Source organism: Actinomycetospora aurantiaca (genome assembly GCF_037401875.1).
GTDB classification, from domain to species: Bacteria; Actinomycetota; Actinomycetes; order Mycobacteriales; family Pseudonocardiaceae; genus Actinomycetospora; species Actinomycetospora aurantiaca.
The window spans coordinates 19,384-34,173 of record NZ_JBBEGN010000020.1 but is presented as its reverse complement, the minus strand read 5'-3'; the positions used below and the strand labels follow the sequence as shown (position 1 = coordinate 34,173).

The window sequence follows — 14,790 nt, the reverse complement described above, 5'->3', positions numbered from 1 at the left end:
GGTGACGGATGACGCGAACGATCGCGGACAGGATCCGCGAGAACGCGACGCGGACGTTCGTGGGGCGCGACGCCGAGCTCGCGGAGCTGCAGCGCGCCGTGCTCGACCCGGAGCGGGTCGTCGCCCTCGTCCACGGGCCGGGCGGCATCGGCAAGACCCGGCTGCTGCGGGCCGCACTCGTCGACCTCCCGGCGGGCACGGCCGTCACGGTCCTGGACGGCCGCGACGTCGAGCCGACTCCGGAGGGCGTCGTCCGGGCCCTGCAGCGCGCGCTCGGCGCGAGCGACGTCGTCGCCGCCCTCGGGACCGCGTCCCGTCACGTGCTCGCGGTCGACACCTACGAGGTGCTCGGGCTCGTGGACACCTGGATGCGCACGGTCCTGCTCCCCTCTCTGCCGACGTCCGTCTTCACCGTCCTCGTCGGCCGTGACCGCCCGACGAGCGCCTGGCACACCGCCCCGGGCTGGGCGGGGTCGACGACGGAACTGTGCCTCGGCCCGCTGCCGGCCGACCGGGCCCACGACCTGCTCCGCGCCCGCGGACTCGACGAGGCTTCGGCGCGCCGCGCCGACGACTTCGCCCGCGGGCACCCCCTGGCCCTCGAGCTGGCCGCCGCCACGGCCCGCGGCCGTCCCGGGACCGCCACCTCCCCGGTCACCGCGGGCGGCCCGATCCCCGGCGGGCTGCTCGAGTGCTTCGTCGGCGGCCTCTCCGGCGACGGCAGGGTCGCCCTCGAGGCGGCCGCCACGACGCGGTGGGTCACCGAGCCGCTGCTGCGCGCCGTGCTCGACGCGGACGACGGCGCGGCCCGCGCCGCGTACGACGCCCTCCGACGCCTGCCGTTCGTGGAGAGCACGTCGGACGGGCTCATGCTGCACGACGTCGTGCGGGACACCGTCGGGCACGACCTCGCGGTCCGCGACCCCGAGCGCCGCCGCCGCTACCGGCGGCGGGCCGCGGCCTTCCTCGCCGGTCGGCCACCGGCCCGGGACGACCTGTGGCAGCGCACGGCGGACCTGATGTTCCTGATCGAGAACCCGGTCGTGCGCGACGCCTGCTTCCCCAGCGCACGCCCCACCCACGTCGTCGAGCCGGCCCGGCCGCAGGACTCCGCCCAGATCGCGCGGATCGCGGCCGAGCACGAACCGCCCTCGGTGGCCGCGGCCCTGGCCCGCTGGTGGGTCGGCCACCCGGAGACCTTCGCGGTCGCCCGTGACGGCGACGGCACCGTGGCCGCCTTCGTGCAGATCGCCGAGCTGGGCGCGGTCGACCCGGCGCTGCTGGAGTCCGACCCGGTCGCGCGGCCGTGGCTCGAGCACCTGGAGGCCCGGCCGCCGGACCCCGACGAACGGGTCCTGCTCATGCGGCGCTGGCTCGGCCGGGAGAGCGGGGAGCTCCGCTCGCCCGCCGTGTCCGCGTGCTGGCTGGACGTGAAGCGCACCTACATGCAGTGGCGTCCTCGGCTGCGGCGGCTGTACTCGACGGTCGTCGACCTCCCCCGCCTCGGGCCGATCTTCCTGCCGCTCGGGTTCGCCCCGACAGGGCCGGGCGTCGCGGTCGAGGGCACCACCTACCAGCCGGTGTGGCTCGACTTCGGGCCGCAGAGCGTCGACGGCTGGCTGGCCCGGCTGGTCGACTCCGACATCGACGTCGCGCCCGATCCGGGGCCGGTCGACGACTGCGCGCTCAGCCCCCGGGAGCGGGAGGTGCTGGCGCTGCTCGCCGACGGCCTGTCCAACCGCGACATCGGGAGCCGGCTCTTCGTCAGCGAGAAGACCGCCGGGCGCCACGTGTCGAACATCTTCACCAAGCTCGGCGTGCACACCCGGGCCCAGGCCGCGCGGCTCGCCGCGGAGCGGGGCTGGCTGGACCGGCACCGACCCGTCGTCGGGAATGGGGTGTTCGGGTCACCCTGACGGCGCGATCGCCCGATGCCCGGGCGCCGCCGGGCTCCCTAGCGTCGGCAGCTCCCGTCACCGCGACCCCGGAGCACCCGATGGCCACCACCGCCGACCCCACCTCGCCCCCGACCGTGCCCGACCAGGAGGCCCTCGACGCGTTCCTCGGCCGGTTCGTCACCGATCTGGGCGCGACGGCCGCCGCGGCCGGTGTCGTCATCGGGCACCGCCTCGGGCTCTACCGCGCGCTCGGCGAGGCCCCGGCCACCGCGGAGGAGCTCGCCGGGCGCACCGGCAACCACCCCCGCCCGGTCGCGGAGTGGCTGAACGCCCAGGCGGCCGGCGGCTACGTCCGGTACGACCCCGGCTCCGGGACGTACCGTCTCGACCCGGCCCAGGCGTTCTGCCTCACCGACCCCGACGGACCGGTCTACCTGCCGGCCGCGTTCCAGCTCGCCCTGGGCGCCCTGCGCGCCGAGCCCCGCATCACCGAGGCCTTCCGCACGGGCACCGGCATGGGCTGGCACGAGCACGACGAGGACGTCTTCCTCGGCTGCGAGGCGTTCTTCCGCCCCGGCTACGCCGCGAACCTGACCACCAGCTGGATCCCGGCCCTCGACGGCGTCCAGGCCCGGCTCGGCGACGGCGGCCGGGTGGCCGACGTCGGGTGCGGGCTCGGGGCCTCGAGCGTGATCATGGCGCGGGCGTACCCCACGGCGACGATCCAGGGCTCGGACTACCACGACGGGTCGATCGCGCTGGCCCGCGAACGCGCCGCCGAGGCGGGCGTGGGCGACCGGGTGAGCTTCGAGGTCGCGTCCGCGCAGTCGTTCCCGGGGCAGGGCTACGACCTGGTGACCACCTTCGACTGCCTGCACGACATGGGCGACCCGCTGAGCGCCGCGCGCCACATCCGCGACGCCCTCTCCCCGGACGGCGCCTGGCTGCTGGTCGAACCGGCCGCCGGGAACGCACCCGAGGAGAACCACAACCCCGTCGGACGCCTCTACTACGCGTTCTCGACGCTGCTGTGCGTCCCGAACGCGCTCGCGCAGAGCGGCGAGTACAGCCTCGGCGCCCAGGCCGGGGAGCGCGCGCTCGGCGAGGTCGTGCGGCTCGCCGGTTTCACCCGCTTCCGGAAGGCCACGTCGACGCCGTTCAACGACGTCTACGAGGTCCGGCCCTGACATCCACCACGAGAAGGAGTTCCATCATGATCGACATCCCGACCCGTCTCGACGAGGTGAAACGGGGGACCTCCTCCGCTCTCGCCGCCGTGACCGGCGACGCCGGCGCCTCCACCGTGCTCGTCGCGGTGGTGCGCGAGTTCGACGAGAAGGCCACCAAGGCGACGGCCGCCACGGGGGACGCCGCCCGCGACGCCGTCATCGAGCTGGAACAGGCCGCCGACAGCGCCCGCGCCGCGGCCCGCGCGGACACCGGATTGACCGAGGGCACCCGTCAGGTCGTCGAGGACGCCCACCTCGCGATCTGCATCCTCAAGACGGAGGTGTGAGTCGGGCCAGGTTCTCCAGCGCGCGCTCCAGGTGGCCGACGCCGAACGGCGGGAAGGTGATGACCTCCCGCACCGGCGCCGGCACCTGCGACCAGTCGTAGGTCAGGGACACGCGGCACGCTCCACCGTCGGGCTCGAGGTCGTAGCGCCACCACCAGCCGCCGAGCTGGTAGCTCCCGTCGTCGGTGTAGCTGCCGGGCTGCCAGGCGATCGCCCGCGGCGGGTCCAGGACCTCGACGCGATTGTGGATCTCGTAGTGCCCGTCGGGGTGGTTGGAGTGGTACATGCCCATCCCGAACACCTGTCCGGGCGCGGTGAGCCGCTCGGGGTGGATCGGCTCGCACACCCAGCCGGTGCCGTCGATCGCGGCGTGCTTGGCGGGGTCGGTGAGCACCGCGAACACCCGCTCCGCCGGGGCGTCGACGCGGCGCGTCACCACCAGGGTCTCGTCGGTCGTCGTGGTCATCGGGAGTCTCCTCCGTACTCGTGGTGGCGCCGGGCCCGGTAGGGCGGGAGCTGGGGGCGACCGGCCGGGGTGTCCTCCCAGGTCTCCTGCCGGCCCAGCGGCGTGAGGTCGAGCATCGACAGGGTGGGCAGGAGCGGCTCCACCCCGCGGGCGTCCACGAAGTAGGAGCGGTACACGTGGTCGTGGTCGTCGCGCAGGAACACGTTGACCCCGAAGTAGTCAGCGACGTCGAAGTCCCGGCTGAAGGTGTCGTCGGGCAGCGAGTACCACGGGATGTGCTCCCAGCCCATCCGTGCGCGGAGCGCCGCGATCTGCTCCCGGCCTGCTGGGGACACCATCGCGAAGGTGGTGTCCCAGGCGTTGAGGTGGGCCAGGTGCGGGACGTGGTCGGCGAGGTAGGAGCACCCGGTGCATCCCTGGTCGGGCCACCCGTCGACGTCGGGCTGGTGGAAGAAGCGGTAGACCAGGAGCTGGCGGCGCCCCTCGAACAGGTCGAGCAGCCCGACCTCCCGGTCCGGGCCGACGAAGCGGTACTCCGTGTCGACGCGGGTCACGGGCATCCGCCGACGGCGGGCGGCCAGCGCGTCGCGGGCCCGGGTGAACTCCTTCTCCTCGACCAGCATCGCCTCGTACGCCGCCCGCCAGTCCTCGGGCGGGACCACCGGCGGCAGGGCGTGGTCGGGCAGCGGGTGCATGGCTCCTCCTCTTCTAGGACTTCTCGAACCTAGAACAGGAGTCGGTCGATGGGTACCCCGAACAGCAAAAAGCCCCGTCGACCTGTGTCGACGGGGCTTTCTCGCGTGTGTCGGGACGACAGGATTTGAACCTGCGACCCCTTGACCCCCAGTCAAGTGCGCTACCAAGCTGCGCCACGTCCCGAACCACTGCCCGACCGCTGCAGCGCCGTGAACACTACCGCATCCGGCTCGGTCGGCCCCTGCGCGGGTGGTGATCAGCGTGCGCAGCGAGACCCGCGCGCCGAGCGCGACACCCGGCACGTCCGCGGGCCGCCGAACCTGCGTCACGTCGCACTCGCGACGGCGCGGCCGGGCGCTCAACGAGACCCGCGCGTCGAGTGCGACACCTGGCGGAACCGCGGGCCGCGGGACCTGCGTCACGTCGCACTCGGGGCAGCGCGCCTGGTCCCTACAACGACGGCGGGCCCGACGCCGGGTCACGCCCGGCGAGGCGGAGCAGGCGCTCCAGTCCGGCCGCCTCCCCCGCGCCCGGCAGCGGGTGGGCGAACGGGCCGCCGTCCATGCCCGCGACCTGCTCGACGAAGGGCAGGCAGACCTCGACGTCGGTCTCGGACACCGAGTACGGGACCTCGAGCGCGGCCGCGAGGTCCCAGCCGTGCAGCACGACCTCGTCCAGCGCGACGACGCCGAGCGCGGCCCGCGGCATCGTCACGCCGCCGGCCTCGTCCTGCCCCTGCCACGCCTCGTCGGAGCGCCAGGCCTCGGCCAGCTGGGCGAGCTCCTCAGCGAGCAGCTCCCGCCAGCCCTCCGGCAGGTCCGATGCGGGTGGCGGGCCGTCGGGCGGTGTGGCCCGCGCGACCCCGGCGAAGTGCCAGGCGAGGCCCGCGAGGTGCTCGACCAGGTCGCGCACCGGCCAGGCCGAGCAGGGGGTGGGTCGGTCGAGGTCGTCGTCGGTGACGAGCGCGACGACGCGGGCCGTGGCGGCGGTGGCCGGTCCGAGATCGTGCACGGGCGCACCGTACCGCCGTCGGGCCTCCGCGGAACAGTTCACAGCCGCTTCACCACGATCCCCACGAATGGTGAACACTCTGCTCCGGACGGAAGGCTCCGAGGGGAAGAACGACACGATGAAGACGTGGCCGTTCACCGAACGCGACGACGTGCTCGACGCCGCGGCCGCCGCGCTGCGTGAGCGCGGCGCCGTCGTCCTGGGCGGCCCCGCCGGGGTCGGCAAGAGCCGGCTGGCCCGGGAGCTGGTCGCCCGCAGCACCGGACCCGTCGTCGGGACCGTGCGGGCGACGGCGTCCGCCCAGGAGATCCCGCTCGGTGCGCTGGTCGACCTGCTCCCCCGGGCCACCGTCGATGGCGCGTCGCCCGGGGTCGACCACGTCCGCGCGGCCCTCGACGCGCTCGGGGCGGCCCGCGGCGGGCTGCTCGCCGTCGACGACGCCCACCTGCTCGACGACGCCTCGGCCACCGTGGTCCACCAGCTGCGGAGGTCGGGGCGGGTCCGCGTCCTGGTCACCCTGCGCTCCGGCGAGCCGCCCCCGGACGCGGTCACCGCGCTGTGGAAGGACGAGGACGTCCCGCGGATCGAGCTGGAACCGTTCGCCGAGGACCAGACCGCGGTCCTCCTCGCGGCCGTGCTCGGCGGCCCGCTCGAGGCCCGCACGGTGCGCCTGCTCCACCGGACCGCCGGCGGCAACGTCCTCTGGCTGCGCCATCTCGTCGAGGGGGAACGCGCCGCCGGTAGGCTCGTCCGTACCGGGCCGACGTGGGCCTGGACCGGCGAGGTCGACCTCTCCCCCGCCCTGCGCGACCTCCTCGACGCGCGGATCGGCACGCTGACCGACCGGCAACGGCGGGTCCTGGAGCTGCTGGCGGTGGCCGAGCCGCTGGGTCTGGGGATGCTCGGGACGCTGGTCGGCGAGGACGCGGTCGAGGACGTCGCCGAGCGGGGCCTGGTGGCGGTGCTCCCCGACGGCGCGCGGTGGGAGGTCCGGCTCGCGCACCCGCTCTACGGCGAGTCCGTGCGGTCCGCGATGAGCGTGCCGCGCGTGCGGCGGATTCGCGGCGAGATCTCCGTCGCGCTGTCGCGCACCGGCGGCCGGCGGGCCGGCGACGGCCTCCGTCGGGCCGTGCTCGACCTCGGCAGCGACCGACCGCTCGATCCCGACGAGCTCGTCCGGGCCTCCGTCCAGGCGTCCGGCCTGCGGGATTTCGTGCTCGCGGAGCGCCTGCTGCGGGCGGCGATCGCCGCCGGCGGCGGCTTCGAGGCGAAGCTCGGCCTGGCGCACCTGCTCGACTACGAGATGCGGGTCGAGGAGGCCGACGCGATCCTCGCCGAGGCCGGGGCCGAGGCGACCGACGAGGAACGACGGCAGGCCGTCGTACTGCGCGCCCTGTCCCACCACTTCCAGCTCGACCCCCCGCGCCCCGGCGAGGAGCTCCTCGCCGACGACGAGGCCCGCCATCACGACGGCCGCCGGGACCCCGCCTACGACGGCATCCGCGCGATGATGATCGGGTCGGCGGGCGGGGTCGACGAGGCGATCGGGGTCGCGGAGGGCATCCTGGCCCTCCCGGACGCGCCGCCGGACGACGTCGCGCTCGCGGCCTTCGTCCTCGGGCTCTGCGGTGCGGTCTCCGGGCACGGGGACCCGCTCGCCCCGCTCATCGAGCGGGGCATCGACGCCGCGGCCGTGGCCACCAACGCCGCTGTCGCCACCAACATCGGGTACATGGAGCTCCTCGACGCCGACCTGCGCGGCGAGCCCGGCCGGGTCGGGGCGCGCCTCGAGTGGGCCCGCGGGCTCACCGGCCCCCAGGCGCCGATGTTCGCGGCGCTCTACGAGGCCCGGGTGGCCCGCAGCACCGGGCGGTCCCACGCCGCGATCCGGGCCCTGGCGTCCGCCCTGCCCTCCTTCCCCGGCCACGGCGGTGGCTGGGGCGGATGGGGCACCGCCCTGCTCGCGCAGTGCCACGGCGTCCTCGGCGACGGCCGGGCGGCCCGGGCGGCCGCGGAGGAGGCGGAGCGTCGCCGCCACCCGCACATCGGCGTGGTCGGCTTCGAGTACGACCTGGCCCGCGCCTGGGCCGCGGCCGCGTCCGGGTCCCCGCGCGAGGCCGTCGAGACCTGCCGGCGCGGCGCGCAGGCCGCGCGCGGGAACGGCGCCCTCGCGGCGGAGGTCCTGCTTCTCCAGACCGCCGTCCGGTGCGGCGACCGCGACCAGTCCGACCGGCTCGGCAAGCTGCACCGTCGGCTCGGCAGCACGCGGTCGCGGCTCGCCCTCGCCCATGCCACCGCCCTCGCCGGGCACGATCCGGAGGGGCTCCTGGCCGTCGCCGCGCAACTCGACGAGGCGGGGCTGGTCCTCGAGGCGGCGGACGCCGCGGCCCAGGCGGCGGCCGCGGCGCGGGCGGACCGCCGCCTCGTCCTCGCGTCCGAGGCCGAGCAGCGTGCCCGCACGCTGGCCGGGGACGAGGCCCGCACACCCGCCCTCGTGGAGGCCGAGGCCCCGGTCCCGCTCTCGGCCCGGGAACGCGAGATCGCGCTGCTCGCCGGTGGGGGCCTCACCAACCGGCAGATCGCCGAACGTCTCCACGTCTCGGTGCGGACGGTGGAGTCCCACGTCTACCGCGCCTGCACGCGCCTCGGCCTGCCCGACCGCGCCGCGCTCGTGACGGTCGCCCGGGGAGCGGCCCGTACGGCGCCGTCCTCGCCGGACGACTAGGACTTCTTGCGCTTCTCCCGCACCCGCACGTTGATCTGGATCGGCGTGCCGGTGAGCGCGAACGTCTCGCGGAGCTTGCGCTCCAGGAACCGTCGGTAGCCGGCCTCGAGGAAGCCCGAGGTGAACAGCACGAACGTCGGCGGCCGGTTCTGCGCCTGGGTCGCGTACAGGATCTTCGGCTGCTTGCCGCCGCGGACCGGGGGCGGGGTGGCGGCGACGATGTCGGCCAGCCACTGGTTGAGCTGCCCGGTCGGGATGCGGCGGTCCCAGTTCTCCAGGGCCGTGCGCATGGCCGGGGCGAGCTTGCGCACCGCCCGGCCGGTCTTCGCGGAGATGTTGACCCGCTCGACCCACGGGAACCGGACCAGCGCCCGTTCCAGCTCGCGCTTCATCGCGTCGCGGCGGTCGTCGTCGACCAGGTCCCACTTGTTCATGGCGAGCACGAGCGCGCGGCCCGCCTCGGCGACCTGGGTCGCGACGCGGAGGTCCTGCTCGCTGATCGGCTCGCTCGCGTCGAGGAGCAGCACCGTCACCTCGGCGGCCTCGATCGCGGCCTTCGTCCGCAGCGAGGCGTAGTACTCCATGCCCGAGGCCTGGTGGACCTTGCGCCGCAGGCCCGCGGTGTCGACCAGCTGCCACGTCTCGCCGTCGATCTCGACGAGCGAGTCGACCGGGTCCGTCGTGGTCCCCGCCGTCGCGTCGACCACCGACCGGGTCTCCCCCGTCAGCTGGTTGAGCAGCGAGGACTTGCCGACGTTCGGCTTCCCGACGAGGGCCACCCGCCGCGGCCCGCCCTCGAGGTCGACGTCGTCGCGCGGGGAGGACGGCAGCGCCTCCAGCACGGCGTCGAGCAGGTCGCCCGACCCGCGCCCGTGCAGTCCGGACACCGGGTGCGGCTCCCCGAGCCCGAGCCGCCACAGCGCGGCGATCTCGCCGAGCCCGCGCTCGTCGTCGACCTTCGTCGCGCACAGCAGCACCGGCCGGTCGGAGCGGCGCAGCGTGCGCGCCACGGCCTCGTCCACCGAGGTGGCGCCGACCTGCCCGTCGACCACGAGCAGGATCGCGTCGGCCGTGGCCATGGCGGTCTCGGCCTGCGCCGAGATCGCGGCCTGCATGCCCTTGGCGTCCGGGGTCCAGCCGCCGGTGTCGACCAGGGTGAAGCGGCGCCCGTTCCACAGGGCGTCGTAGGCCACCCGGTCGCGGGTCACACCCGGGACGTCCTGCACGACCGCCTCGCGGCGGCCGATGATGCGGTTGACCAGCGTCGACTTCCCGACGTTCGGACGCCCGACGACCGCGAGCACCGGCTGGGCCGGGCGCTCGGAGTCGTGCTCGGGCAGGTCAAAATCCGCAGGTAGCTCCTGCGTCACGTCTTACCTTCCGTCGGCGCTGGACCAGGCCAGCGCGGAGACCAGCATGCCGCGCTCGGCGGCGAGTTCTTCGAGTCGGTCCAGGACGCCGTCGATGTCCAGCGTCGAGGTGTCGACCTCGACCGCGTCGTCGGCCGCCCGCAGCGGGGACGCGGCGCGGGACGAGTCGAGGCGGTCGCGGCGGGCGAGGTCTGTCCCGGTCGCGGTGGCGTCGGTGGCACGCCCGGCGGACGTGTCCTCGGCGCTGCGGCGCCCGGCCCGGACGGTGTCCGAGGCCACGAGGTAGATCTTCAGGTCGGCGTCGGGGGCGACGACGGTGCCGATGTCCCGGCCCTCGACGACGATGCCGGACCCGTGGTCGAGGGCGGCGGCGATGATCCGCCGCTGCTCGTCGACCAGGTGCCGGCGGACCTCGGTCAGCGCCGAGATCGCGGAGACGTTGCGGGTGACGTCGGCCCCGCGGATCTCCGCGCCGACGTCCTCGCCGCCGAGGCGCACGCGCGGCTCGGCCGGGTCGGTGGACATCGCCAGGTCGGCGTGCACGGCCACCGACACGGCGTCGTCGTGCCCGTCGGCGTCGGTGCGGGTCGCGTCGAGCGGGACACCGGAATGCATCACCGCGAGGGTCGCCGCCCGGTACATCGCGCCGGTGTCGAGGTAACGGGCGCCGAGGCGCATCGCGAGGCCGCGGGCGGTCGTCGACTTGCCGGTGCCCGACGGTCCGTCGACCGCCACGACCCCCTGCAGGACCTTCTCCACGACCAGCGCCTCCCGAACGTCGACCACACCTGCGTCCGGGAGTCCATTGTGCCTGATGACGCGGCTTACAGGCCCACCGCGTGGTACAACGCTCCGACCTCGTCCCGGCCGAGCTTGCGCAGCGTGCCCGGCCGCTGGTCGCCGAGGCGCACGTCGCCCACCGCGGTGCGCACCAGCCGCTCCACCGGCTTGTCGACCGCCTCGAAGATGCGCCGGACGATGCGGTTGCGCCCCTCGTGCAGCACCACCTCGACCATGACCCGCGCCCCGGAGCGGTCGATCACCCGGAAGCTGTCCACGGCCGCGGCCCCGTCGTCGAGCTCGACCCCGTCGCGCAGCTGGCGGCCGAGGTCCTTCGCGATCGGCGCGCGGATCTCCGCGAGGTAGGTCTTGGGCACCTCGTAGCTGGGGTGCATCAGCCGGTTGGCCAGCTCGCCGTCGTTGGTCAGCAGCAGCAGCCCCTCGGTGGCCGCGTCGAGCCGCCCGACGTGGAACAGGCCCTTCGTCGAGCCCGCCTTCTCCAGCACGACGTCGCCGACGCAGCGCCGGCCGTGCTCGTCCCACATCGTCGAGAGCATCCCCTCGGGCTTGTTCAGCGCGAGGTGCACGGTCTCGACGTCGGTGACGACCCGGCTGCCGTCGACGTGGATCACGTTGGTCTCCGGGTCGACCCGGCGGCCCATCTCCTTGACGACCTCGCCGTCGACCTCCACCCGACCCTGGCGCATCAGGATCTCGGCCTGCCGCCGCGAGGCCACCCCGGCCTCCGCGAGCACCTTCTGCAGGCGGACTCCCTGCTCACCCTCGGTCACGGGGCTCCAGGGTAGTGGGTCCCCGCACTAGGGTCGGCGGTCGTGTCGACCCTCCGGCCCGCGGTCGCCGCCGGGGCGGCGGCCCTCGCGGCCGCGATGGGCGTCGGCCGGTTCGTGTTCACCCCGATCATCCCGGTGATGGGCGACGGCGCCGGCCTCTCGACCGCGGGCGCCGGGCTGCTGGCCTCGGTGAACTACGTCGGCTACCTCCTCGGGTGCCTGCTCGCCGTGGCCCCGGTCGTCCGCCGCCACCGCGGGCCCTTCCTGACGACGGGGCTGGTCGGCACCGTGGTCACGCTCGCGGTGATGCCGCTGAGCACGTCGTTCGGGGTCTGGTCGGCCGCCCGCGGGCTGTCCGGGCTCGCGAGCGCCTTCGCCTTCGTCACCGCCACCGACCTGGTGCTCACGCTGCTGCGCCGCCACGGTCGGGACGACCTCGCCGGGTGGGTCTTCGGCGGGGTCGGCGCCGGCATCGCCCTCTCCGGGCTGGTCACCCCCGTCGCGGCGGCGCTCGGCGGGTGGACGGCCACGTGGTGGGCCGCCGCGGTCGTCGCCCTCGCGCTGTCGCTGGTCGCGCTGCGGCCGGCCCGGCGACCGGCCGATCCCGACGACGGACCCGCCGACGGCGCACCGCCCCGGACACCGCTGCTGGTGGCGCTGGGCGTCGCGTACTTCCTGGAGGGCGCGGGCTACATCATCACCGGCACGTTCCTCGTCGACGTCGCGACCGACATCGGCCCGACCTGGATCGCCGCCGGCAGCTGGACGATCGCGGGGCTGGCCGCGGTGCCGTCGTGCGTGCTGTGGGCCCGGGTCGCCGCACGGCGCGGCCGCGGACCGGCCCTGCTCGCCGCCCTCGCCGTGCAGGCCGTCGGGCTGGCCCTGCCCGCGCTCGTGGCGTCGCCGGTCGCCATGGTGGTCTCGGCCGTCGTGTTCGGCGGGACGTTCGTCGCGATCGTCATGCTGACCCTGCCGCTCGCCCGATCCCTCGCCGGGCGCGGTGGCGGACCCGCCGTCGCCGTGTTCTCCGCGCTGTACGGGCTCGGGCAGGTCGTCGGGCCGTTCGCCGTGCTGCTGGTCGGCGGCGACGACGCGCGGCCCGCCCTGGCCCTGGGCGGCGCGCTCGTCGTCGCGGCGACGCTGGTGGCCGTGCCACCGGCGCGCACCACGGTCACAGCTCGTCGATGTCGTCGACCTCGGGCAGCAGCGGCGCGATCGGCGGGAGGTCGTCCAGCGAGCCCAGACCCAGACGCTCCAGGAACAGCTCCGTCGTCCGGTACAGGGTCCCGCCCGTCGCGCCGTCCACGCCCGCCTCGACGATGAGCCCGCGGGCGCTCAGCGTCCGCATCACGCCGTCGACGTTGACCCCGCGCACCGCCGATACCCGCGCCCGCGTCACCGGCTGGCGGTAGGCGACGACGGCGAGCGTCTCCAGCGCCGCCCGCGTGAGCCGGGCGCGCTGGCCGTCGAGCACGAACCGCTCCACGTAGGGCGCGAACCGGGCCCGGGAGGCGAAGCGCCAGCCCTCGTCCGTGCGGCGGAGCTCGAAACCGTGGTCGCGGTAGGACTCCGCCAGCCGTTCGAGGGCGGCCGTCACCCGGGCCACCGGCTCCTCGAGCACCTCCGCCAGTTGCACCGCCGGCACCGGCGCGTCGACGACCATGAGCACGGCCTCCAGCGCGGCGCCCAGCTCCTGCTCCGTGCCCAGGCCGGGCAGGGCCTCGTCGTCGGGAACGCTCATGCTTCCGGGTCCAGGGCCGCCGTCCCGCGGTCGTCGGAGTCCGGCGCCCAGCGCACGGCGAGCTCCGCGAACGCCTCGGACTGGTCGAGGGCGACCTGGCGCGACCGGTACATCTCCAGCACCCCGAGGAACCGCCCGACGACCTCCGCGCCGTGCTCGCAGTCCGCGCACAGCTGCGCGAACGTCAGCTGCCCGGCCGCCGCCAGCCGCCCGCTCATGAGCGTCACCTGCTCGGGCACCGACACCGAGGGAGCGTGCAGGTGGTCGAGCCCCACCGTGGGCGGCGGCGAGGGCCGGAACACCGCCGCGGCCACCTCGGCGAACCCGGCGGCGTCGACGCCGAGCTCCACCGGGGGCAGCAGCGAGGCCAGCTCCGGCGCGAGCGACACCGCCCGCGGGTAGCGCAGCCGCGCCGCGGACTCGAGTTCCCGGAACAGCCCCGCGACCTGCTGGTAGGCCCGGTACTGGAGCAGCCGGGCGAACAGCACGTCCCGGGCCTCGAGCAGCGCGAGGTCGTCCTCGTCCTCGACCTCGGCGCTGGGCAGCAGCCGCGCCGCCTTGAGGTCGAGCAGGGTGGCCGCGACGACGAGGAAGCCGGTGGTCTCCTCGAGGTCGGCGGACCCGCCGAGCGCGGCGGCGTAGGCGATGAAGTCGTCGGTGACCCGGGAGAGCGCGACCTCGGTGACGTCGAGCTCGTGGCGGCCGATCAGCTGCAGGAGCAGGTCGAACGGGCCGGTGAAGTTGTCGAGGGTGACCTGGAAACCGGTCCGCTCCTCGGTGCGCTCCGGGGTGAGGGTCACCGGGCGATGACCTCACGTGCCAGGGCCCGGTAGGCCTCCGCCCCCTGCGAGCGCGACGCCCACCGCGTGATCGGCTCGCCGGCCACCGTCGTCTCCGGGAAGCGGACGGTCCGGTTGATGACGGTGTCGAACACGAGGTCGCCGAACGCCTCCACCACGCGGGCCATCACCTCCCGGGTGTGCAGGGTGCGCGGGTCGTACATGGTGGCCAGGATGCCGGTGATCTCGAGATCCGGGTTCAGCCGGTCCTGCACCTTCTCGATCGTGTCCATCAGCAGCGCCACCCCGCGCAGCGAGAAGTACTCGCACTCGAGGGGGATCAGCACGCCGTGCGCGCAGGCCAGCGCGTTGACCGTGAGCAGGCCGAGGGAGGGCTGGCAGTCGACCAGGACGTAGTCGTAGTGCGCCAGCGCCGGGGCGAGCACGCGGCCCAGCGTCTGCTCCCGGCCGACCTCGCTGACCAGCTGCACCTCGGCCGCGGACAGGTCGATGTTCGACGGCAGCAGGTCCAGACCGTCCACCGCGGTCTTCAGGACGACGTCGTCCAGGGTCACGCGGCGTTCCATGATCAGGTTGTAGATCGTGGTGTCCAGCTCGTGCGGCTGCACCCCCAGCCCGACCGACAGCGCACCCTGCGGGTCGAAGTCGACCAGCAGCACCCGCCGGCCGTACTCCGCGAGGGCGGCACCGAGGTTGATCGTGGACGTGGTCTTGCCGACGCCGCCCTTCTGGTTGCACATCGCGAGCACGGTCGCGGGGCCGTGCCCGGACAGCGGCGCGGGGTCGGGGACCTCGCGGCGGGGCCGGGACGTCGGGTCGGGCGGCTCCACCGCAGGGGCCACGGCGGAGACGTCGGCGACGTCGGGGCGGGCCGGCTCACCCATCCGGAGCGACTCGGCATCGAAGAGTGGTGCCGACATGATCGCGATCGTCCTCCTCCCGGGTGACGCGGGGAGAGCACCGGCAGAGCACCGGTCGAGCACCGCCCCCGTCGTC

13 protein-coding genes, 1 tRNA gene and 1 pseudogene are annotated in these 14,790 nt (G+C 75.0%); 5 read left to right on the top strand and 10 right to left on the bottom strand.

Annotation, left to right across the window (positions count from 1 at the left end; genetic code table 11):
- The first annotated feature begins 8 nt into the window (after positions 1-8).
- From WCD74_RS25940 to WCD74_RS25930, 3 genes are all read left to right on the top strand, one after another.
- The gene (locus tag WCD74_RS25940) at positions 9-1,916 is read left to right on the top strand and encodes a LuxR C-terminal-related transcriptional regulator (RefSeq protein ID WP_337697796.1); all 1,908 of its coding nucleotides are present in this window, start codon (positions 9-11) and stop codon (positions 1,914-1,916) included.
- An 80-nt stretch (positions 1,917-1,996) separates the two neighbouring features.
- Entirely contained in the window at positions 1,997-3,085 is a 1,089-nt protein-coding gene (locus WCD74_RS25935; protein WP_337697795.1) for a class I SAM-dependent methyltransferase, read from the top strand.
- A gap of 26 nt (positions 3,086-3,111) precedes the next feature.
- Positions 3,112-3,414 carry a hypothetical protein gene (locus WCD74_RS25930; RefSeq protein ID WP_337697794.1) on the top strand — a complete coding sequence of 101 codons (303 nt, stop codon included), beginning with the start codon at positions 3,112-3,114 and terminating at the stop codon, positions 3,412-3,414.
- On the opposite strand, the gene WCD74_RS25925 is transcribed toward WCD74_RS25930, so the two are convergent.
- The 4 genes from WCD74_RS25925 to WCD74_RS25910 all read right to left on the bottom strand — a co-directional run bounded on the left by WCD74_RS25925 (position 3,398) and on the right by WCD74_RS25910 (position 5,587).
- On the bottom strand, positions 3,398-3,880 hold the full coding sequence (locus WCD74_RS25925; protein WP_337697793.1) for an SRPBCC family protein: 483 nt from the start codon (positions 3,878-3,880) through the stop codon (positions 3,398-3,400). The two genes, WCD74_RS25930 and WCD74_RS25925, sit on opposite strands and share 17 nt — an antisense overlap.
- Positions 3,877-4,575 (bottom strand): DUF899 family protein, encoded by a 699-nt coding sequence (locus WCD74_RS25920; protein ID WP_337697792.1) that lies wholly within the window; start codon positions 4,573-4,575, stop codon positions 3,877-3,879. The genes WCD74_RS25925 and WCD74_RS25920 overlap by 4 nt, the downstream gene beginning before the upstream one ends.
- Positions 4,576-4,685: 110 nt before the next feature.
- Positions 4,686-4,759 (bottom strand) — tRNA-Pro (locus WCD74_RS25915).
- Between the two features lie 267 nt (positions 4,760-5,026).
- Positions 5,027-5,587, bottom strand: a complete 561-nt coding sequence (locus WCD74_RS25910) for a TIGR03086 family metal-binding protein (protein WP_337697791.1) — start codon at positions 5,585-5,587, stop codon at positions 5,027-5,029.
- A gap of 118 nt (positions 5,588-5,705) precedes the next feature.
- Here WCD74_RS25910 and WCD74_RS25905 point away from each other — a divergent pair, with 118 nt between their 5' ends.
- Positions 5,706-8,312 carry a helix-turn-helix transcriptional regulator gene (locus tag WCD74_RS25905; RefSeq protein ID WP_337697790.1) on the top strand — a complete coding sequence of 869 codons (2,607 nt, stop codon included), beginning with the start codon at positions 5,706-5,708 and terminating at the stop codon, positions 8,310-8,312.
- Here the strand turns inward: WCD74_RS25905 and der are convergent.
- The 3 genes from der to WCD74_RS25890 are packed head-to-tail and all read right to left on the bottom strand — an operon-like array spanning position 8,309 to position 11,253.
- Complete coding sequence (der, locus tag WCD74_RS25900) at positions 8,309-9,682, bottom strand: ribosome biogenesis GTPase Der (protein ID WP_337697789.1); 1,374 nt, start codon at positions 9,680-9,682, stop codon at positions 8,309-8,311. The genes WCD74_RS25905 and der overlap by 4 nt on opposite strands.
- A gap of 3 nt (positions 9,683-9,685) precedes the next feature.
- A complete protein-coding gene (gene cmk / locus WCD74_RS25895; RefSeq protein ID WP_337697788.1) occupies positions 9,686-10,468 on the bottom strand; it encodes a (d)CMP kinase in 783 nt (260 codons plus the stop codon).
- 38 nt (positions 10,469-10,506) lie between these two features.
- A complete protein-coding gene (locus WCD74_RS25890) occupies positions 10,507-11,253 on the bottom strand; it encodes a pseudouridine synthase (protein WP_337697787.1) in 747 nt (248 codons plus the stop codon).
- Positions 11,254-11,349: 96 nt separating this feature from the next.
- On the opposite strand from WCD74_RS25890, the pseudogene WCD74_RS25885 reads away from it, so the two are divergent.
- Positions 11,350-12,387: pseudogene (locus WCD74_RS25885) on the top strand (YbfB/YjiJ family MFS transporter); the annotation flags it as partial.
- A gap of 37 nt (positions 12,388-12,424) precedes the next feature.
- On the opposite strand, the gene scpB reads toward WCD74_RS25885, so the two are convergent.
- Genes scpB through WCD74_RS25870 form a run of 3 tightly spaced genes read right to left on the bottom strand, consistent with a single transcriptional unit; the run spans position 12,425 to position 14,678 of the window.
- Positions 12,425-13,045, bottom strand: a complete 621-nt coding sequence (gene scpB, locus WCD74_RS25880; RefSeq protein WP_373696135.1) for an SMC-Scp complex subunit ScpB — start codon at positions 13,043-13,045, stop codon at positions 12,425-12,427.
- The gene (locus WCD74_RS25875) at positions 12,991-13,794 is read right to left on the bottom strand and encodes a segregation and condensation protein A (protein WP_337697786.1); all 804 of its coding nucleotides are present in this window, start codon (positions 13,792-13,794) and stop codon (positions 12,991-12,993) included. Before WCD74_RS25875 ends, scpB begins: the two co-directional genes overlap by 55 nt.
- On the bottom strand, positions 13,791-14,678 hold the full coding sequence (locus WCD74_RS25870) for a ParA family protein (protein WP_373696134.1): 888 nt from the start codon (positions 14,676-14,678) through the stop codon (positions 13,791-13,793). The genes WCD74_RS25875 and WCD74_RS25870 overlap by 4 nt, the downstream gene beginning before the upstream one ends.
- Positions 14,679-14,790 lie beyond the last annotated feature (112 nt).

What these genes read in the sequence shown, in the direction of transcription:
- WCD74_RS25920 (WP_337697792.1), bottom strand. Translation starts at nt 4,575, where the DNA reads ATGCACCCGCTGCCCGACCACGCCCTGCCGCCGGTGGTCCCGCCCGAG.
- WCD74_RS25925 (WP_337697793.1), bottom strand. Translation starts at nt 3,880, where the DNA reads ATGACCACGACGACCGACGAGACCCTGGTGGTGACGCGCCGCGTCGAC.
- WCD74_RS25870 (WP_373696134.1), bottom strand. Translation starts at nt 14,678, where the DNA reads ATGGGTGAGCCGGCCCGCCCCGACGTCGCCGACGTCTCCGCCGTGGCC.
- WCD74_RS25905 (WP_337697790.1), top strand. Translation starts at nt 5,706, where the DNA reads ATGAAGACGTGGCCGTTCACCGAACGCGACGACGTGCTCGACGCCGCG.
- WCD74_RS25935 (WP_337697795.1), top strand. Translation starts at nt 1,997, where the DNA reads ATGGCCACCACCGCCGACCCCACCTCGCCCCCGACCGTGCCCGACCAG.
- WCD74_RS25930 (WP_337697794.1), top strand. Translation starts at nt 3,112, where the DNA reads ATGATCGACATCCCGACCCGTCTCGACGAGGTGAAACGGGGGACCTCC.
- WCD74_RS25940 (WP_337697796.1), top strand. Translation starts at nt 9, where the DNA reads ATGACGCGAACGATCGCGGACAGGATCCGCGAGAACGCGACGCGGACG.